The sequence below is a fragment of the uncultured Desulfovibrio sp. genome, assembly GCF_902477725.1.
In the GTDB taxonomy this organism is placed as follows: domain Bacteria; phylum Desulfobacterota; class Desulfovibrionia; order Desulfovibrionales; family Desulfovibrionaceae; genus Desulfovibrio.
Genome location: NZ_CABSIF010000012.1, coordinates 59712 through 79617, shown reverse-complemented (window position 1 = coordinate 79617; position 19906 = coordinate 59712). Strand labels below are relative to the sequence as shown.

15 protein-coding genes and 1 tRNA gene are annotated in these 19906 nt (G+C 57.3%); 7 read left to right on the top strand and 9 right to left on the bottom strand.

Annotated elements, in window-relative coordinates:
- Window positions 1-150: 150 nt before the first annotated feature.
- The 4 genes from rplS to RDK48_RS11800 form a co-directional block, all read right to left on the bottom strand.
- Complete coding sequence (rplS, locus tag RDK48_RS11815; RefSeq protein ID WP_022658201.1) at window positions 151-498, bottom strand: 50S ribosomal protein L19; 348 nt, start codon at window positions 496-498, stop codon at window positions 151-153.
- 78 nt (window positions 499-576) lie between these two features.
- On the bottom strand, window positions 577-1884 hold the full coding sequence (trmD, locus tag RDK48_RS11810; RefSeq protein WP_298993968.1) for a tRNA (guanosine(37)-N1)-methyltransferase TrmD: 1308 nt from the start codon (window positions 1882-1884) through the stop codon (window positions 577-579).
- A 56-nt stretch (window positions 1885-1940) separates the two neighbouring features.
- Window positions 1941-2771: a 4'-phosphopantetheinyl transferase superfamily protein gene (locus RDK48_RS11805; RefSeq protein ID WP_298993969.1), complete on the bottom strand. Its 831-nt coding sequence runs from the start codon at window positions 2769-2771 to the stop codon at window positions 1941-1943.
- A gap of 101 nt (window positions 2772-2872) precedes the next feature.
- Window positions 2873-4936: an elongation factor G gene (locus tag RDK48_RS11800; RefSeq protein WP_298993971.1), complete on the bottom strand. Its 2064-nt coding sequence runs from the start codon at window positions 4934-4936 to the stop codon at window positions 2873-2875.
- Window positions 4937-5157: 221 nt separating this feature from the next.
- On the opposite strand from RDK48_RS11800, the gene RDK48_RS11795 reads away from it, so the two are divergent.
- Entirely contained in the window at window positions 5158-5889 is a 732-nt protein-coding gene (locus tag RDK48_RS11795; RefSeq protein ID WP_298993973.1) for a hypothetical protein, read from the top strand.
- 114 nt (window positions 5890-6003) lie between these two features.
- Here the strand turns inward: RDK48_RS11795 and RDK48_RS11790 are convergent, their stop codons facing one another.
- A complete protein-coding gene (locus RDK48_RS11790; protein WP_298994080.1) occupies window positions 6004-6390 on the bottom strand; it encodes a thioesterase family protein in 387 nt (128 codons plus the stop codon).
- Between the two features lie 99 nt (window positions 6391-6489).
- Between RDK48_RS11790 and RDK48_RS11785 the strand changes: the two genes are divergently transcribed.
- The 3 genes from RDK48_RS11785 (at window position 6490) to RDK48_RS11775 (ending at window position 9610) form a co-directional block, all read left to right on the top strand.
- Entirely contained in the window at window positions 6490-7593 is a 1104-nt protein-coding gene (locus RDK48_RS11785) for an MltA domain-containing protein (RefSeq protein ID WP_298993975.1), read from the top strand.
- A 777-nt stretch (window positions 7594-8370) separates the two neighbouring features.
- Complete coding sequence (locus tag RDK48_RS11780; protein ID WP_298993977.1) at window positions 8371-8706, top strand: helix-turn-helix domain-containing protein; 336 nt, start codon at window positions 8371-8373, stop codon at window positions 8704-8706.
- Window positions 8707-8851: 145 nt separating this feature from the next.
- The gene (locus tag RDK48_RS11775; RefSeq protein ID WP_298993979.1) at window positions 8852-9610 is read left to right on the top strand and encodes a DNA alkylation repair protein; all 759 of its coding nucleotides are present in this window, start codon (window positions 8852-8854) and stop codon (window positions 9608-9610) included.
- Between the two features lie 152 nt (window positions 9611-9762).
- Here RDK48_RS11775 and RDK48_RS11770 read toward each other — a convergent pair whose 3' ends face one another.
- From RDK48_RS11770 to RDK48_RS11760, 3 genes are all read right to left on the bottom strand, one after another.
- Window positions 9763-11148 (bottom strand): aminopeptidase, encoded by a 1386-nt coding sequence (locus RDK48_RS11770; RefSeq protein ID WP_298993981.1) that lies wholly within the window; start codon window positions 11146-11148, stop codon window positions 9763-9765.
- A gap of 39 nt (window positions 11149-11187) precedes the next feature.
- Window positions 11188-12624 carry an L-seryl-tRNA(Sec) selenium transferase gene (selA, locus tag RDK48_RS11765; RefSeq protein ID WP_298993983.1) on the bottom strand — a complete coding sequence of 479 codons (1437 nt, stop codon included), beginning with the start codon at window positions 12622-12624 and terminating at the stop codon, window positions 11188-11190.
- Between the two features lie 115 nt (window positions 12625-12739).
- Complete coding sequence (locus tag RDK48_RS11760; protein ID WP_298993984.1) at window positions 12740-14032, bottom strand: folylpolyglutamate synthase/dihydrofolate synthase family protein; 1293 nt, start codon at window positions 14030-14032, stop codon at window positions 12740-12742.
- Window positions 14033-14245: 213 nt separating this feature from the next.
- Here RDK48_RS11760 and RDK48_RS11755 point away from each other — a divergent pair.
- Window positions 14246-14322: transfer RNA gene (locus RDK48_RS11755), tRNA-Arg, on the top strand.
- 207 nt (window positions 14323-14529) lie between these two features.
- Here RDK48_RS11755 and RDK48_RS11750 read toward each other — a convergent pair.
- Window positions 14530-14964 carry a YqaA family protein gene (locus tag RDK48_RS11750; protein WP_298993986.1) on the bottom strand — a complete coding sequence of 145 codons (435 nt, stop codon included), beginning with the start codon at window positions 14962-14964 and terminating at the stop codon, window positions 14530-14532.
- 480 nt (window positions 14965-15444) lie between these two features.
- On the opposite strand from RDK48_RS11750, the gene RDK48_RS11745 reads away from it, so the two are divergent.
- Window positions 15445-17460, top strand: coding sequence for a methyl-accepting chemotaxis protein (locus tag RDK48_RS11745; protein ID WP_298993987.1), 2016 nt, complete (start codon window positions 15445-15447; stop codon window positions 17458-17460).
- 600 nt (window positions 17461-18060) lie between these two features.
- A complete protein-coding gene (locus RDK48_RS11740) occupies window positions 18061-19800 on the top strand; it encodes a methyl-accepting chemotaxis protein (protein WP_298993989.1) in 1740 nt (579 codons plus the stop codon).
- Window positions 19801-19906 lie beyond the last annotated feature (106 nt).

Genomic DNA, 19906 nt, shown 5'->3' with positions numbered 1-19906 from the left:
CGAGCAGGCAGCTTTGCCTGCCGTAACCGAGTATTTCAAGCGCTAACTGTTCTAAAGACGCGCGAACAGCGCGCCAGGGATTTTGCAGTTGCCTGCATGCCCTGGCGCGCCGTAAAAACGCTCGCTGCGATTCTGATGCCTAAAAAAGGATCAGAAGCGGCCACGCGGCTTGATGCGCGCGGCTTTGCCCTTGAGGGCACGCAGGTAGTACAGGCGGCTGCGGCGCACGCGGCCCTGCGTGATCAGCTCAACGCGGTCGATGAAGGGCGAGTTGAGCGGGAAAATACGTTCCACGCCCACGCCGTCGGAAACCTTGCGCACCGTAAAGGTGGCGCTGGTGGTGCCGCGCTTGATGCGGATAACGTTACCCTGGAAGACCTGGATACGTTCTTTTTCGCCTTCCACAATGCGCAGGTGCACTTTCACCGTGTCGCCGGAGCGAAACGCGGGAAGATCCATGCGCTGGTTTTCCAGTTCAATTTTCCTGATGATGTCCATCGTGAACTCCTTGCAAATCCGGGCGGATTGTTGCGTCGTTGCAAAGCGGCGCCGATGCGCTCAGGCCGCCGTGTTGCGTCAGTAGTAGTCGCCTAATATCCTGTCGGCCAGAATGGCGGCCGCGCTGCGCACCGAAAGATGGTTGTAGCCCAAAAAACGCACCGGCCTCAGAGTGCCTTCGCACTGTTCGAGCACCTCCGGCGCAAGCCCTTGCGCCGTGCCCAGGCAGAGCATAACCGGCCCCTGGTCGCACCAGCGCCGCACGTCACGCGGAGTCATGGGCATGCGTCCCGGTTGGGATGCCTTGCCCTTGGCAGGCCAGACGGCAGAACTAGCCACCAGTCTGGGTCGCGTTCCATGCTGCGCGGTCATATGCGCCACCGCTTCTTCAAGCGAAGTCGCGGGTTGCACCAGGCCGAGGGCCTGAGCGCGGTCGGCGTTTCCGATACCGCCCGGCCCCCGCGTCCAGTGACGCAAAATTTCTTCCAGTACCCGCAACTGGTCGCGAAGAGGGGTCACCGGATAAAAGGAACCCATCGCATAGCTGCGGGAAATTCGGGCTATATCGTGTATGTCCAGATTTGTCAAAGAGGAAGCGCCGATTTTTTTTGGCCCAAGGGAAACCGGGTAGTGAACAAGGCAGAACGAAAGGTTGCGTCCCGGCCTGTCACGTGGGGTTTCAGCCAGCGTTTGCACGTCTTCGCGATAGAGCGGCGCTTCATTCAACATTTCCGGGCGCATGCGCAAGGTGGCGCGCACGGATTCCTGCCTGCGCCACTGGGCGATGCGGGCATGGTCGCCGCTTTGCAGCACCTCGGGAACCGACAGACCTTCCAGGGATTCTGGCCGCGTATAGTGCGGGTATTCCAGCAATCCGTGAGAAAAGCTTTCGTCGTCGCCGGATTCTTCCTTGCCCATAAAACCGGGCATGAGGCGGGCCACGGCCTCCAGCACGGAAAGAGCCGCGCTTTCGCCGCCGTTGAGCACAATATCGCCCACGCTCACAGGTTCAAGCGGAAACAGCTGCAACAGCCGCGCGTCAATGCCCTCGTACCTGCCGCAAACAATGGTCAGGTCTTCCTCGCGCGCAAGATCGCGCACCATGTCCTGCGTCAGCGGGCGTCCGCCGGGGGCCATGAACAGCATGCGGCCGGGCCGCTCAATGGAGCGCAGGGCGCGGGCCAGAGGCTCGCCCTGCATGACCATGCCGGGGCCGCCGCCGTAGGGGCGGTCGTCCACATGACGGTGTTTGTCTGTGCTGAACTGTCGGGGGTCATGAAGGCTGCATTCCACAATGCCAGCCTCCCGTGCACGGCCCATGAGGGCGGTGGACAGGGGCGACTCGAAAAATTCGGGAAAAAGCGTGACAAGGTGAAAACGCGGCATGGGCGGAGAGTGCCGTAAAAACGTTCGCCTTGCAAGGAAATGTCTGCCCAGGCCGATCAGACGCGCGGGCGTAGGGCGGAAAGGGCGCGCAGCAGGGTAGCCGGGGTCTGACGGAGCACCAGTGCCCGTAAAAATTCAGGTTGGAAGTCTGTTCCTGCGTTCATCTGTTGCGCCATGCACAGCCAGTGTCCGGGGTAGGGCAGGCTGCGCCAGTAAAAGATGCCCATCGGCCCGTGCCAGATCCCGGCCCGCTGGCCGAACCTCCCTGTGGGAATCCTGGCGGGATTCATGCCCAGCCCCAGACCGGATGCCTTGAGCAGGGCCTCCTTGATTGTCCAGCGGCGCAGGGCTTCACGGTTGATGCCCTGCTGTGAAAGGCCGGTCTCGTGCCAGGGCAGTTCTGCCGGGGCAAAGGCATTGAGGGCTGGCGGCGATGAAAGCAACGATTCCGCATCCAGCGCATGAGGGGCAACGGCGGCATCTGCTGGCGCAGGGCAAAGGGCGCAAAAGGCCGCCTCGCCGCTGTGGCTGAAGGCCGCGTGCCAACCGGTGAACAGGGGGCGGCCCTGAGTATCCATGCCCAGTTGCGGCAGCGGCCCTGCGATGCTTGAACTTATTGCTCTGGCCTGCTGTGCGGCATGCGTCACCAGTTGGGCGCGCGCGAGCAGCCGCGACAAAGCCGCCCGCAGCACGTCCTGCCGCATCTCCCGAGCCTCGGTCTGACCGTTTGGCGAGCGGCCAAAGCGGCGCACATGGGCAAGCTGCCTGTCGTCCAGCCATGGTTCCAGCGCCGCTTCAAGCGCACAGCGCCAGCCTTCCAGCTCTTTACTGGAGCCAGAGGGCAGGGGGGTGCAGAGTATTGTGAGCGGGCGTTCCATGTTTTCCATATTATGTTGCTTGCGGCAAAGACGCGCAAACCGGCTGTTTTACAGAAAACAGCCGGTTTGTCATCTATAAGAGGGAGAGGTGGTCTGCCTCACCCCAATGGTTATTCGGCAGCCTTGTGTTTCTGATGCTCGGCAATGACCTTTTCCGCCACGGGTTGCGGGGCTTCTTCATAATGGGCAAATTCCATGGTGAAGAATCCCTGCCCACCGGTCATGGAGCGCAGGTCGGGCGCGTAGCGCAGTACTTCGCTCATGGGCACGTGGGCCTTGATTTCCGTGCTGCCGCCCTGCGAATCAGAACCCAGCACCTTGCCCCGGCGGGAGGAAAGGTCGCCGATGACATCGCCCATGCTTTCATCGGGCACGGAAACGGTGAGCAGCACAATGGGTTCGAGCAGCACGGGCTTGAGGCCTTCCATGGCCTTTTTGAAAGCAACGGAGCCAGCCACCTTGAAGGCCATTTCTGACGAGTCTACCGTGTGGTAGCTGCCATCGTAGACCTTGACGCGGAAGTCCACCACCTGGCATCCGGCCAGAAATCCGCGAGCTGCGGCTTCCTGAACGCCCTTGTCGATGGCGGGAACGTACTGGCGGGGGATAACGCCGCCCACGATGGCGTCTTCAAACACATAGCCGGAACCGCGCGGCAGGCCTTCCATCTCGATCCAGCAATCGCCAAACTGACCACGGCCGCCGGACTGCTTTTTGTGACGGCCCTGTACCTGACATTTGCCGCGCACGGTTTCGCGGTAGGGAACCTTGGGCGTTTTGAGGATGATATCCACCTTGAAGCGGCGTTTGGCCTTTTCGACCGAAAGCTCGATATGCAACTGCCCCATGCCGGAAAGCAGAATGTCGCCGGTTTCTTCGTCGCGCCCCAGACGCAGGGTGATGTCTTCATCCAGCAGCCGCTGGATGGCTGCGTAGACCTTGTCTTCCTCCCCTTTTTCCTTGGGGGCGAGGGCATAGGTGATGAGCTGCGGGGGCAGGGCGGGCATGGGCAGGGCAAAGGGGGCTTTTTCATCGTAGAGGGTGTCGCCCGTGCGGGTGTTCTTGAGCTTGGCAACGGCCACGATGGCACCGGGGCCAATGGGCTCCTTGCAGGGGGTCTGCGTTTTGCCCTGAATGTACAGCAGGTTGCTGAGGCGTTCGTTTTCTTCTGTGCGGGAGTTTTTCAGCGTGGCGTCGCCGTTGATGGTGCCGGAAAGAACCCGCAGGAGGGAAAGCTGCCCCGAAAAAGGATCGGCCAAAGTTTTGAAAATAAAGCAGGCCACCGGCCCATCCGGGGCAGCGGCGCGTTCTGCGCCATCGCGACCCGCAAAGGGCGGGCGATCAAGGGGCGAGGGCAGCAGGGTTTCAATGGCGGCCAGTACGGATTCGCCGCCCTTGTTTTCAAGGGCCGAGCAGGCCAGCACCGGCGTAAGCTCGCCTTTGAGCACACCCGAGCGCAGGCCTGTCTTGAGGTCATCTTCTGAAAGAATGCCTTCTTCCAGATATTTTTCCATGAGCTGTTCATCGCTCTCAGCGATGTTTTCTACGGTCACATCGCGCAGCAGGCTGACATCGTCAGCCAGGGCGGCAGGAATTTCAGCCTCTGCGACGGCGCCGTTTTCGCCAAACATGCGGGCCTTGCCCGTCAGCACATCGGCAACACCCACAAAGGATTCGCCCTGGCGAATGGGCAATTGCAGCACAACGGGCTTGACGTTCAGGCCCGAGAGTCCGTCAAGGGCCATCTGAAAATCGGCGCGGTCGCGGTCAACCTTGTTGACCACTATAATGGAGGGCAATCCGGCTGCGCGGACCAGATTCCAGAACTTTTTGGCAAGGGGGCGCACTCCGTCCACGGCGTCCAGCACAAAAACAACGCTGTCCACGCCCTTGAGCAGGCATTCCATGTCGCCTGTAAAGTTGCCGTCACCGGGGATATCCAGAAGGAAATGGCGGTTTTTATTCCAGAGATATGTTGCGCAGGAGGGTTGAACGGAGCCGCGTCGGCGGGTTTCTTCGGGTTCGTAGTCAAGGCATGTGGTGCCGTCTTCTACAGCCCCCAGGCGATTCACCGCCCCGGCCTTGTAGAGAAGCATCTCTGCCAGGGATGTTTTGCCGCAACCGCCGGTTCCGACGATGGCGAACGTGCGTTGCATTTCCAGTGGAGTAGGCATGGTTTTCTCCCTTCGTAAGCGATATGGCGCGCCCTTGGCGGCCTGGTGAACGAAACTAGGGAAAGGAACAAGTCTTCCATCTGCTATTGGTTCCCACGTTACAGGCTTGTCGCAAAAAAGGAAAGAGGCCGCGACTTTTAATGTAAGGCTTAACGCTTGACAGCAGAGGCCGCCACTGTGACAGTTATTCGGATATATTGGAGCAGGCGGAGGGAGCGACCATGGCGCTATGGGAATGGGCTGGCGCTGGTGCGATTTTTTTGGCGGCTGTGGTTTTTTGCGTGCGGCTGATGAAGCGTGGTTTGACCACGCTTGAGGACGAGCGCGCACAATGCCTTGAGCGCATTCGCCAGATGGAAGAAAAAATTCAGGAAGATCAAAAAAATATGGCTTCCAGCGAACACCTGCGCGTAGCCCGCGCCGGGCTGGAAGATCTTTTGCGGCTGGCTGGCAATCCGCCCGGTATGCGGCTTGAGTCTCTCGCCAGGGGGCAGGGCGAAGCGCAGGGCGAGGCCCTTGTGCTGCACTTGCCCGAGGGCGAGGTGCGCATCAGCCTGAGCATGCGCGAGCGGGAGCTTAAAGGGATGCGCAAGGTTGTCCACGGGCATGGGCGGTGGCATCTTAACGGTTTGGGCCTGAACGAGGAATATACAGACCTTGTGCCGCTCATGCGCGCGCTCAGTGCGAGGCTGGCCATGTACCTTGGTGGAGGGGAGAGCGCCAGCGCGCCGTATTGCCCCCTTGGGGACCCTGCAGCCGATGTGCCCCCTGAATTGCCGCATCTTGCGCGCCGTTTCAGTAGTGCGCGGCCTGTGCGGCAGAAGCGGCTGCCTGCGGTGCGACGCGATGAGGAGGAGGGACGCCTTGAAAGGCTGCGACGTCTGGAAGACGCCCGTGCCGCGCGCAAGCAGCTGCGGGCTAACCCCGGCCCCATCGGGAGCAGGCACCGTTAAGGGCTTAGAAAAAATATTTTTCTGCCGCCGCAAGTGATTGCGGCGGCAGATCGAACCGACATTCATGCGGCAGCGTGGCTCGGCATCATCGCAGGCAGGGGAGAAGGCTGGCGGTTACTCCGTAAAGGTGAGATTACGGAACCAGTCCGGCACAGGAACGGGGCGACCTTCGTGATTGACCAGCGCATGCTGGGTCATGCCCGTGGCCAGAAGTCTCGTCTTGTCCTCGTTCCATATCTCATATACAAAGCGCAGGGATGCGCGCGCCCATTCGGCTATGCCAGCGCGCACAAGTACAAGGTCATCATAGCGGGCGGATGAGCGGTAACGGCACTGGGCCTCGCGCACAGGCAGGATAAGGCCTTTCTTTTCAACTTCCGCATAGCTCATGCCGCAACGGCGAATGTATTCGCTGCGCGCCCGCTCGAAGAGATGCAGATATTCCGCATAATAAAGCACGCCCATCGTGTCTGTTTCACCATACGACACGCGGTGCGGCATCCAAATATCAGGGGTGGGAAATTGGTCATGCACGAAACGGCTCCTTGTTACGCGTTTTCCGGGCGTTGTTGCAGCGGATTTGCAAACCGTGCAGGCGGCATGTTGCGCCTGTTGCTTCTGCTGGCGGTTACAATGGCTTTGTTTGCCTGCGCCAAGCAGGCCCCACCGCCAGTGGTGGAAAGAACCCTGCCGCCGGTGGGGTTTGAAAGCCCGGAATTTTTTGTGAGCAATCTTATTCCTGCCAGTCAGGATCTGACAAGCTGGAAGGATATGGCCCCCAGTGTGCGTAAGTCGCTGCGTTACGTCAACAGCAAGCCCAAGGACGCCATCGCTGTGCAGCGCCCCGGCCTGACCGTGACGTGGGGCGACCTGTCGCGTACGCTTGAGCGTTTGCAGGAACTTTTGCCCCGGCTGGACAAAGAACCGGAGCTGCTGCTGGCAAACTTTCGCTGGGCGGAAGTGACGGGCGGCATCAACTATTCCGGTTACTACGAGCCTGCCGTCCCCGCCAGCCGTACCCGCAAACCGGGGTACACCCAGGCCATCTATGGCCTGCCCCCGGATCTGAACAAGGTCATTGCCAAGCGTGGGCAGTACTATGACCGCCGCACCATCGAAGAAAAGCAGGTGCTGGCGGGCAAGGGGCTGGAACTGGCTTGGGCCGCAGACCCTGTTGACGTGTTTTTTCTTGAAATCCAAGGTTCTGGCCGCCTGATTTTTGACGACGGCACTCAAGCCTACGTTAACTACGCGGGCCAGAACGGGCACAAATACAAAAGCTCTGGCCGCATCATGCGCGAAAAAGGCCTGCTCAGGCGCGGCGATATTTTTGAACAGCGCGAGTGGTTCAAAAACAATCCCGGCCGTGTGCGCGAAATTCTCAATGATAACCCGAGCTATGTCTTCTTTAAATACGGCATGCGCGGCCCCACGGGAGCCATGGGCTACCAGGTGGACGACTGGCTGACGCTCGCAACGGATCGCGGCTTTATCCCGCTCGGCTCCATTGTGGCCTACGGCGTCAATATTCCGGATGAAACCAAGGGCAAGATGCCCCTGCGCGGCATTGGCCTTGCCCAGGACGTGGGCGGAGCCATCAAGCGTAACCGCATAGATATTTTCTGCGGCGGCGACCAGCGCGCCAACTACGTGGCAAGCCATCTGGACGCCAAGGGGCCCGCCTGGGTGCTGCTGGCGCGCTAGGGCTGGCTAACAGGCCTTTTGCCGCCAGCAGCGATGCTGACGGACTTGGTTGAAAATTTCAGAAGCATATGGGGCCGAAGCGGTTGAAAGCTGCTTCGGCCTTTCTGGTCTGCACGGTTGTTTTTGAAACCGTGCATTTTTATTGTTCTAATGTCAGATATTTTTCTTTCATATCTCATTAATTTTACACGCAGCCTTGCCTGATTGCGCGGATATTTCAGCCCTATGCGCGGCCAAAAACACGCATACCTGATAATTAAACTCCTTGACTTATCTCATGTTGTGAGTATTTCTTGAGGCGTACACAGTCAGTCTCTCCAGAGTTGCGATAATTTGGTTCCGCTGGGTTGGCTTAATGTGCACGGGAACCGCATGTGGGTTCCCCCTACTCTCCCCTTGGGGCTGAAATTTTATTTCTGCCTCACCAAAACCCGGTTGCGACCTGCAGGGCTACGAAGCGTTGGCGTATTGTCACGGCTTTTTAGGCAACTGTGATGGCTGCACGGAGTCTATGTCAGTTCTCCCGGCTGTTGCACTATTCATTGTGCAACAATCCGTTGGCCTGTTCCACTGTCCAGACCGCTCCCTTTCAGAAAAGCATCCTCGCGTCCGTTTTTATGGGTTTGCCACATCTTGGCCAGCACAATAAACGCGCATCTGAGCATCCGCTCGCCGCACCCGGTTCCTTCGTTTCAAGACGTTGATAATTCCGGGCATTTTGCACGCTAACAGCGTACAGAGGAGGCTCTTCAAATGAGTGGAAAGGTATTTGAGTATATGGCCATTATGGATCGTATCAAGAATGTCACCCAATGCAGAACCCAACAGGAACTTGCGCAGTTTTTTGATGTTTCTCAATCCTGCATTTCTGATTCCAAAAAGCGGCTGGCCATCCCTTCCAAGTGGCTACTCAGCTTGCTGAAGAAAAAGGGCATCAATCCTGAATGGGTTCAGAAAGGTGTTGGCCCCAAGTTTTTGCTTCCCTACGATGAAGACAGGGGAGCCGTGTGTAGCATTTATGCTAGAACGCCCGATAAGTGTCCGCTGCAACATATTGTTTCGGACATTGGCAAGCTGGTTACACGGGCTGAGGGTATGGGGCGCAGCGCGTAGGCTGGTGAGGCTGCCGCGCCCGTTTGGGGTAACAGTGCTGCATCATGCATTTGACTTTTGTGGCAATAATTTTGATTTGCAAAGACCTGCGCCAGTTTGACGCAGGTCTTTGCATACCTTGAGCCTTGATGTCGCCGGGAGTGCCATGACCATTTCTTCCACGCGTCTGGCCCAGCTCAACAGCGGGCAGGATGCTTCAAAAAATCTGGCAGAGGGCTTGGCGGTGGATTTTGCCGCCCTGATGGCTGCGGCTTTGCCGCAGGCTGATGCCGCATTGCTGGGCGAAATGCGCGCTGCCGCATCCCTTGGGATTTCAAAGCGCATGCTGTTGGCTGGCGAGCTGGTACACCGGGCCGTGGGCGCGCAGGGATTGGCAAGGCTTGCCGCGCACAGGTCGGATACTGTTCGGGGCTGGATATGCTATGCTCTAACGCACGAGCATGCCCTGCATTCTCCAGCGGAGCCGCTGGAAAATCTGCTGGAAGCCGTGCGTCCCTTCGCGGATGATGCACATTTTGGCGTGCGCGAATGGGTATGGATGGCTGTGCGGCCTCATCTGGCAAAGCAGCCGGAACACTCCATACGCCACCTTGCAGGCTGGACCGCCGACCCCTCGGAAAGGGTGCGCCGTTTTGCCAGCGAAAGCACCCGCCCGCGCGGCGTGTGGTGCGCCCACCTGACTATCCTCAAGGAGAATCCGGCGCTTGGCTTGCCTGTTCTTGAACCCTTGCGGGCCGACCCCTCCACCTATGTGCAGGACAGCGTGGGTAACTGGCTCAATGATGCCGCCAAATCTCAGCCGCAGTGGGTGAGCGCGCTCTGTGACGCGTGGCTCGCGCAAAATCCGGGCAAGGCGACCGCGCGCATCTGCAAAAGAGCGCTGCGCAGTCTGCATAAAAAATAGAGCGCATCCGCACATGCCATACATAGACTGCCCTTGCGGGCTGGCTGATTTTTTCGCCAGCCCGCAAGGGCAGTCTGTTATCTATGTGGCTTTATGCAGCCGGGGCGGGAAGCGTTTGTTGTTCAGATGTCCGCTGCCCGGGCCTGCCGGGGCTATAGCTGGGCTTCCAGAAATGCGCGGAAGGCCTGCTTGGTGGCGAAGAGGTCAGCGCTGCTTGCCAGTTCAAAGGGGCTGTGCATGGACAGGATGGCAGGGCCAAGGTCAATAACCTGCATGCCATAGGCTGCAAGGAACAGGGCCACGGTGCCGCCGCCGCCAAGGTCGACCTTGCCAAGCTCCGCACTCTGCCATGCGATGCCCTTGCCGTTGAAAAGCCCGCGCAACGCGCCGAAAAATTCGGCGTCGGCCTCGCTTGCACCGTACTTGCCGCGCGAACCGGTGAACTTGGAAAATACCGGGCCGTAGCCCAGCAGGGCGGCGTTCTGTTTTTCGTGCACATCCTGATAATCGGGATCCAGCGCTGCGGAAACATCGGCAGAAAGGGCACGGGTTTCAAGCAGCACATGCGAGGGTTGAACGTCCTTTTCCCACGCGCGGGTGAGGTCTTCCACGCAATACTGCATAAAGCGCGAGGCCGCGCCAGATGCGCCGTCCGAGCCAATTTCCTCTTTGTCCCAGAAAATAACAGCCATGCTGTGGCCTGTGGCTTCGGCCTCAAGCAGGGCCTCTAGCGCGGTAAACACGCAGATGCGGTCGTCCTGCCCGTAGCCGCCGATCATGGCCTTGTCAAAGCCCACAAAGCGGGCCGGGCCAGCGGGCACAGCCTGAAGTTCGGCAGTGATGAGGTCTTCTTCGCAAATGCCGTATTTTTTGTGCAGCAGTTCAAGCAGCTGGGTTTTGATGGGGTCTTTGGGCGCATCGTCCTTGCTGGATTTGCCAGCCTTGGGTGTGCTGTGGGCCAGAATGATATTGAGTTTTTCGGCCTCAAAAGCTTCGCTGACCGGCTGGGTAACCTGCTTCTGGGCAAGATGGGGCAAAAGGTCGGCAATGCAGAACACAGGCTCGCCGGGCTTTTCGCCAATGGTCACCGTGAGGGTTTCGCCGTTTTCACGCACGATAACGCCGTGCAGGGCCAGGGGGCGCGCCAGCCACTGATATTTGCGGATACCGCCATAGTAGTGGGTCTTGGCCTGAGCAACGCCGGGCTGCTCGATGAGCGGGCGCTGCTTGAAATCAAGGCGCGGGGTATCGGCGTGGGCGGCCAGCAGCGAAAGCCCCTTGCTCAGGGGCAGTGCACCCTTGCGGGCCGCAAAAATGGCCTTGCCCCGCAGGGACCGCATAACGCGGTCGCCGCTGAAATCTTCCGCGTAACCATGCTCGGCAAGGCGCTGGCGCACGTATTCCACTGTTTCGCGCTCGGTCTTGCAGTGGGTGATAAAGTCGATATAGCGCTGGGTCAGGGCTTCCATGTCCTTGCGGGTTTTGGCGTCGGCGTTGTCCCAGATGCTTTTGGGCTTGTAGGCAAGATTCTTTTCCATGATGCTGTTCCTTTTATATCACGCTATGTGTTTCGCGTATTATGCCTGTTGAGGGTTTGCAGCGTTCAGCGCCTGACGCAGGACGCGCAGTACCTCGGGGTATTCTTTGACATCAAGTGTGCGCGGGTCAAGGCAGAAGGCGTCGTCTTCCAGCCGCCCTATGAGCGGGGGAACCGTTTCAAGCAGGGCAGCCTTGAGGGCCGTGGGGCTGCATGCCGTGGGCCTGATCCGCACCAGGGTCGTGGGCAGGTCGTACTGCGGAAACGCGCCGCCGCCCACGCGCGACACATCCTCCCGCAAGCCTACCTCGCACAGGGTGCTGTCTGCATTAAGCCCCTTGCGCAGGCGGTTTGCCAGATTGCGGGCAGCCTTGGCCAGTTCATCGGGTGGGCAGGTTATCATGCGCAGGGTTGGCACGCTCTTGCGGGCTTTTTCCGGGTCAAGGTACAGGCGCAGGGTTGCCTCAAGGGCGGAGAGGCACAGCTTGTCGCAGCGTAGCGCCCGCGTGAGCGGATTGCTTTTGAGCTTTTCCACCATGCTCTTGCGCCCGGTGATGATGCCGGCCTGAGGGCCGCCAAGCACTTTGTCGCCCGAAAAAGTTGCGATATCCGCGCCCTGCGAGAGCACTTCCGGCACGGTGGGTTCGTTGGGAAGGCCGCAGGAAGAAAAATCCATAAGACTGCCGCTGCCGAGGTCTTCAATGAGCGGCAGGTTGTGCTCGCGCGCCAGTTCCGCCAGCTCGGGCAGGGCCACGGCGGCATGAAAGCCTACAATCCGGTAGTTGGACGTGTGCACGCGCATGAGAGCGCGGGTGTTTTCGTTGATGGCGGCGCGGTAATCGTGCAGGTGGGTGCGGTTGGTGGCCCCCACCTCGCGCAGGGTGGCCCCGCTTTTTTCCATTACTTCAGGAATGCGGAAGCTGCCGCCTATCTCCACCAGCTCGCCGCGTGAAACAATAACTTCGCCGCCTTTGCAGAAGGTGTCGAGCACCAGCAGCACGGCGGCGGCATTGTTGTTGACCACAAGGGCCGCTTCGGCCCCGGTGACGCGGCAAATGAGTTCTTCCACCAGTGCGTGACGGCTACCCCGGCCACCTGTGGCGAGATTCAGTTCCAGATTGCAGTAGCCGGTAGCTGCCCGCAGCACTGCCTCTCGGGCTTCTTCGGCCAGTACGGAGCGCCCCATGTTGGTATGCACCACAACGCCCGTGGCGTTGAGCGCTGACCGGAAACGGGGGCGCAGCCCGCGCTGCACAAAGGCCAGCAGGCCTGGCAACTGGCGTTCAATGTGCAGGTCTTCGGGGGTGGTGCAGCGTCCGGCGCGGACGTCATCCCGCCGAATATCCCAATATGCGGCCACAAGATCGCGCAGCAAAGCGCGCGGTGTTTGCTGGCTGTCGCCCAGTGCGGCATCCGCGCGGTGCAGCGCGGCAATGCTGGCGTCTACGGCGGGAATGGCGCGAAAAAGATTTTGCATGGGCGTCCTTTATACTGCGTTTACCGCAAAAAATAAAAAATGCGCGAGCACGGCGGCTTGGGCTTTGTCTGCCATGCTGCACCATAAGCCGCGTCAGCGGAGGGTTTGCCTGCGCCTACTGAAGCTGCGGTTGCAGCAGCCATTGGGGTTGCTGCGTAAAAAATTCCGAAAGCAGGTACAGCGAACCCGTCATGAGCACCGGGCGGGCTTCAGTGGCGGCGGGCAGGGCGCGCGCCAGTTCAAGCGCCTTTGCCAAGCCTTGAGGGCCTTCGGGCAAGGCCTGCGCCGTGGCCGGGGGCAGGGCATTGCAGGCGGCGGCTATGTCTTGCGCCGCTGCGGCCCGGTGGTTGCCTAACGTAACCACAAACATGGGGGCTTCGCCCAGATAGTGCTTGAGCATCTGGGCGGCAGGCAGCCAGTCTTTGTCTGCAAGGCAGGAAAACACCGCTCCGGCGGGTTGCAGACCTTCGGCGCGCAGGGCCTTGATCAGCGCGGCCATGCCGTGCGGATTGTGGGCGCCGTCAAGCAGCAGCGGTGGATACTGATCTGTACCCGGCACCCGCTGCAAGCGGCCCGGCATAAAGGCTTGCGCCAGCCCTTGAGCCTGCGCCGGGGTGTCGTCCGCACTTTTGCCCAGCATGGGGGCAAGCTCGCGCCATGCCGTGAGGGCCAGACCTGCGTTGGCGCGCTGGTGAGGGCCGCTGAGCCCAAGGCAGGTATCGGCGGCAACCGGGCAAGCCCTGATGAAGGGTGCGTTATGGCTGCGGGCCGCGCTTTCAAGAATTTTTGCGGCTTCGGGAAACTGCGCAACACTGCATACGGGCGCGGCGCTGCGTATGGCTGCGGCCTTGTCTGACGCAATGTCGGCAAGGGTGGGGCCAAGGATGTCCTTGTGGTCAAGGGCAATGGGCGCATAGCACATGAGGTCGGCGGCAACGGCGGTTGTGGCGTCGTGTTTGCCGCCAAGGCCAGCTTCAAGCACGGCCAGCTCCACGCCCTTGCGGGCAAAACCCAGCAGGGCCAGCACCGTAAGAAATTCAAAATAGGTCAGATCGGGCGCGGCGGCCATGACCTGATTGGCTGGTTCAACCCAATCATCCGCAGACCATGGGGCGCAGGCGGCGTCATTGGGCCCGCCAATGCGGATGCGCTCAGTGGGGCTGACAAAGTGCGGCGAGGTGTAGAGGCCTACCCGGCAGCCGTGAGCAAGAGCAAGGGAAGCAAGAAAGGACGATGTTGATCCCTTGCCGTTGGTGCCGAGCACCTGAGCCACCACAAAGGGTGGGCGAGTCAGGTCAAGGGCGGCCAAAGCCCGGCGCATGCGGCCCAGGCCCATATCCATATGAAAAAGCCCCAGGCTGTCCAGATGGCGCTGGATATCTGCGGGAGTGCTGAACGTGTTGCTCATTTATATATGGTAGCGCAAAGCGCGCTGTCTGTCAGCGGGCGTGCACAGGCAAAAACCACGCAATTCTTGCCCGATGCTTGCGTAAAAAATTGCGCCATCACGCAAACCCCGCCGCAGAAGCGTGTATGCCTGAATGCGCGGGAACGCTTGACGCAGTGGGGCGCTATCACTATATTGGCCGCCACACGGCAGGGCACTGCGCCTTTGTCATGTGCGCCCGTAGCTCAGTTGGATAGAGCAGGAACCTTCTAAGTTCTTGGTCAGGGGTTCGATTCCTCTCGGGCGCGCCATAAATAAATCAGGATGTTACATGTTTTTTCATGTGACATCCTTTTTTGTTTTTGGGGCAAAATATCTGTTTGGTTGCCTGCCAGTCATCCACCTGTCACCCCCCTGCCTGTTTTGCATGATCGCGGGGCGGTTGGCACTGATTGGCGCACGCGTTGGCACAGTAATTCTGTATAGCTCGGCCTGCTTCAAGCCGCTATTCTTCATCCTCAGGTGAATTGCAAGGTGATCAGGGCAACCACGATATAGCGGGCCGTTTTTGCCACAGCGACAATGGCGATGAATGAGGGGAATGGCTCGCGAAGAATCCCCGCTACAAGAGTAATGGGGTCGCCCACAATGGGCATCCAGCTCAGAAGCAGCGACCAGCGCCCGTATTTGCCATACCACGCTTCGGCCCTAGCAAGGCTGCTGCGTTTTATGGGAAACCACGAGCGATCCTGATAATGGATGAAGAACCGCCCGAGCAGCCAGTTGGTGGCAGACCCCAGTGTGTTGCCAATGCTGGCGGCGGCGATCATTGCCCACAGTGGCGCGTAGTCTTTTGCCAGTGCTCCTGCCAGAAAAAGCTCTGACTGCGCCGGAAAGATCGATGCTGCCACAAATGCAGAAATAAATAATCCCCAAAGTACACTCACACTCATTTCCGCATCCTGTCTGCAAGGCTGTATTGATTGCGCTGCGGCATGCTCGCACCGCACCATATAAAAGTGTCGCTCAGTGCACAAGCCGCATGGCTCCGTGTCACGAATAGCTGATGTCTTTTCTCATTCCTCATTATTTCTTCTGCCGTTGATAGCGATTCTGATCCCATGCCTCTTTATTATACGCGGATGCTGAGGGATTGTATTAAATATTTTAATTGTGCATGTGGAAAATGGCTATTTTATGCGGCTTTGATGTGATGATCTGTCGTTGTTTTGTGTTGCATTTTTGCAACGTAATGTTGCAAAATTACAACTTGTGGAGATATTTTTGCTGTATTTTTGCAACAGCATTGACTGAATAAAAAAATTATATAGTGTTTAATGGTTGACTCTAAAGAATTTTAGCGAGCATTCGATACTATTGCAGTGTTTAGTTGAAAATAAGTTGATGCTCAATAAGGAGAACGTGACGTGGCAATGAGTGCAAAAAATAAAATCCTCCTAAGCGTAGTCGCATTCTTTTCGCTGGTCATCATTGCGATGGCCTACAGCTCGTACCGGAGTTTCTGTGGCTCGTCATACGACTCTGAAATGGAGCAGCTGGACACCATGTCCCAGGCGGTGGGCAAGGCTGTTTCGGAAAAGATGGACGTGTATTTCAATGTGCTTGAGCTGAGCTCGCGCATGCTGACGAATCCTGTGGGTGCTTCCCCGGATGAACTTTATGAATATAAACGCAATATTTTGAAACAATTGCTTAAGCAGGTAAACCTTGTTGAAGCCTATTATGCTTTTGACAGCGGCGAAACGCATAATGATAAGGGCGCGATCAAAAATTTCAACGCCAAGAGCCTTGGCCGCGAGTGGTTTGTGCGCATGTTTAATGGCGAAAAGCGGGTTGTAACAACCCCTTATACCTCGTCTATCGGCGCAACGGTTATGGCTGTGGGCGTACCTTTGATAGATAACGGCAAGATGGCGGGCACGCTCTGCATCAACCTTGGCCTGACGGACATAACCAATTTTACCAATCATGTTCTTGAGTTTGACAACATTTTTCTGACGCGGGCCGATGGCTACATCATGGCCAATCGGGATGACAAGCGCATTGGCAAAAGCCTGTGGGAAGTTATCCCGGATATGAAAAAATATAGCGGGTTGCAGCAGAACGGCCGCATCCAGTTCACCAGCCGAGACAGGGTGTTTGAGGGGAGCCTGTATATTATTCCGGGGCTTGGCTGGAAAGTGTGGACGTACAAGCCGCTTGAGGAAATTCAGCGTGACTCCACCGCCAATCTGCACTCCAGTGCCATAACCGCAATTGTTGCCCTGGTGCTGTCTGCCCTGATGGTGCATTTTCTGGTGTCCATGCTGATCTTCAAGCCGCTGGGCAAGGGCGTTGTTTTTGCCGCAGCGGTTGCCGAGGGTAATCTTGATGAAACCCTTGATATCAAGAGCAAGGACGAAGTGGGGACACTTGCCGATGCCCTGCGCAACATGGTTGCGCGTCTGAAAGACATGATCCGTACGACAGAAGAAAAGGAGCGGCACGCCCTCTCCGAAGCCGAGCGCGCGCAAAAAGCGGTTGCCGAGGCGGAGGAAGCCCGCAAAGAAGCGGAACTGGCCACCCAGCGCGGTATTTTGCAGGCTGCCAGCCAGATTGAAGGCGTTGTTGCGCGCATTGCCTCCAGCACGGAAGAGCTGGCGGCTCAGTCTGAGCAGATATCCAATGCTGCGGAAATCCAGCGGCAACGCATGACAGACACCTCTGCCGGCATGGAGCAGATGTCCGCCTCCATTGTTGAGGTGGCGCGCAATTCTGGGCAGGCTGCTTCCAATGCTGTCAAAACGCAGCAGGAGGCAGGGCAGGGCGCCACTCTTGTCCGGCAGGTCATTGATTCGGTTAACCATGTGCATGAGCAGACGCAGACCATGAAGGTTGATCTGACGGCCCTAGGCAAACAGGCTGACAGCATCGGCGCGATCATGGACGTCATTAACGATATCGCTGACCAGACCAACCTGTTGGCGCTCAATGCCGCCATTGAGGCGGCGCGGGCTGGCGAGGCTGGCCGTGGTTTTGCCGTGGTGGCGGATGAAGTGCGCAAGCTGGCTGAAAAGACCATAGGCGCCACCAAGCAGGTGGGCGAAAATATCTCCGGTATGCAAACCGCCGCCAGGCAGAGCATCTCTTCCATGGACAAGGCCAGCTTCGTGGTGGAGGAAACAACATCCCTGTCGCACAAATCCGGCGAAGTTTTGGATGTCATTCTGGTGCTTGCCAAAGAAAATGCCGATCAGGCGCAATCCATAGCAACAGCGGCAGAAGAACAGTCTTCCGCTTCGGAAGAAATCAGCCGCAGCCTTGATGAAGTTTCCCGTCTGACCACAGACACCACACGTGGGCAGGCTGAATCAGCAACAGCTATTCAGCAACTCGCTGAAATGGCTGGCGACCTCAGCAGCATCGTGGATAAGCTGAAAAAATCGTAAACGCCTTTATTTTCAAGAACGGCCGGGGTGGAAGCGCTCCGGCTTTTTTTGTGCCGTTTGCATGCAAAAGCAAAGCCGCATGCGTGCGTGCGCCTTTTTCACGGCTGCCTTAGTTAGTCTCTGGTGGTTAGCGCTTTGATATTTGACAGTGTGTTAATGAATTGCATGCTGTGGGAATTAAAACTTGGGTGCTCACGCGATGTCTGGGCCAATTTCCAGATAAAGGTTGAGGTTGCTGTATGCGCATATTTTTTGTGAACAGATGTTAAAAATGTATATATCGTATGTTGCCATATTGATCTAGAATAACAACAGATAAATTTATTTTTATTTGTGTATTTGTTTAGTGTGTTGCTATTAAAATTGATAATCGATTCTACTGGTTGGTGGTGGTATAAACAGTTGTCTGTCACTGTAACAAAGTTTTAAACTTTATATCTTGCTGAATTTTTATACTTTTATTTTTATTAATAATTATTGAAAAAAATCACAAGCGGGCATAATACGAGCCGTAATATAGCCGATAGGCTATATCGACGTCGGTGTGACGCTCTTGATCTCCATCGTGTGTATTTAAACTTTAGCGCCGAGTAGAATGCAATGAAGCTTGTAACAAAAATTTCTTGCGGGATGGGGATGCTGGGTGTTTTGATGGCTTTATTAGCCGGATATATGCTTTGGCAAATGTCAGAACTCAACAACATCACCTCTGTCCTGGCGCATCGCAATGTGCCTGTGTCGGAGCTTGCTGGCGAAATCAATACTGACACTGCAGAATACAGAATAATGGAATTCCGTTACATCATTGAAAAAGACGCGCAAAAGGCTTCTGCAATCAAAAGAAAACTTGATGAAGTGCGAAAGACATTTGATCGGGAAGTTAAAGAAATTGGTGATCTCTGTATTTCGGGCAATGCCAAGAAATGTGTAATCAATATTGAGCGAGACCTGAAAAAATATTTGGACACCTCCAACGAAGTGTTGCTCCTGCGGCAGAACGGCAGGGTAGATGAAGCCCTGACTCTGCTCACGGGCCAATCGCATGCGGATTACGAAGCCCTTAGCGACTCAATTGACGTTCTGGTGAAGGTTTCACATGACAATGCCAATGCCCGTGGCCTTAAAGGGGACAGCCTGTATGCCACAAGCAATGCCATGGGCATTGGCCTGACCATTTTTGCCATTGTGCTTGCTGCTGCATCCGCCATTCTTATTGCGCGCGAAACAAACCGGCAGCTTGGCAGAGACCCCGGGGAGTTGCTGGGGGTCGCGCAACGCGTGGTGGATGGGGATTTTAATGTTGACGATGGCCATGCCAGGATTGGCGTGTATGGATCAATTATCGCCATGGTAGAGGCCTTGAAAGGTCATATCGAAAAAGCCCGGAGCGAGTCAGAAAACGCCAGGGAGCAATCGCGTCAGGCGCACGAAGCCATGGAAAGCGCCAATGCGGCCAAGGATGAGGCGCAGCAGAAAACGGAAGCAATGGTGCGTGCCTCAGGCAAGCTTGAAAAGGTCGTGCAGATTGTCAGCTCTGCTTCCACGCAGCTTTCTGCCCAGATTGAACAGGCTGGCAAGGGGGCCGGGCATGCTGCGCAAAGACTTGCGGAAGCGGCCACGGCCATGAACCAGATGAACGCCACAGTGCAGGAGGTGGCCCGCAATGCCGGTCAGGCATCTATGGCATCCACCGATACAAAAGACAAAGCTGAAGCCGGGGCCGACATTGTGCAAAAATCGCTTGTCAGCATCGGCCAGGTGCAGACCGTGTCGCAAGAACTCAAGCAGGATATGCTGCAACTGAACACTCACGCCCAGGCCATCAGCCAGATTATGGGTGTCATTTCAGATATTGCGGATCAGACCAATCTTCTGGCGCTCAACGCAGCCATCGAAGCCGCCCGCGCAGGTGATGCCGGGCGTGGATTTGCCGTGGTCGCCGACGAAGTGCGCAAGCTGGCAGAAAAAACCATGGCCTCAACCCATGATGTGGGCAATGCCATAAATGCCATACAGGAGAGCACTTCAAAGAGCATGGCCTCAACGGATAATGCGCTTGAGCAGGTTAATCAGGCAACGGGATACGCCAGTCAGTCCGGGCAGGCTCTTAATGAAATACTGGAAACTGTTCTGGGTATGGCAGATCAGGTCAATGCCATTGCCACTGCCAGCGAGGAGCAGTCTGCCGCCAGTGACGAAATCAACCTGTCGATCGAGCACGTGAACGAAATGGCCAAACAGACCGCAACCGCCATGGCCGAGGCCGCAAGTGCAGTGGCAGAGCTGGCGCGTCAGTCGCAGGATCTTGGGCTGCTGATCACTGAAATGCGTCAGGGATAGGCAAAACTACTACTTCATTCAAAAACATAAACTAAAGGCGGCCTGTTGCTATTATGCGACAAGCCGCCTTTATGCTGTGAATCGGAGTACACAAAAGCAGCGCAAG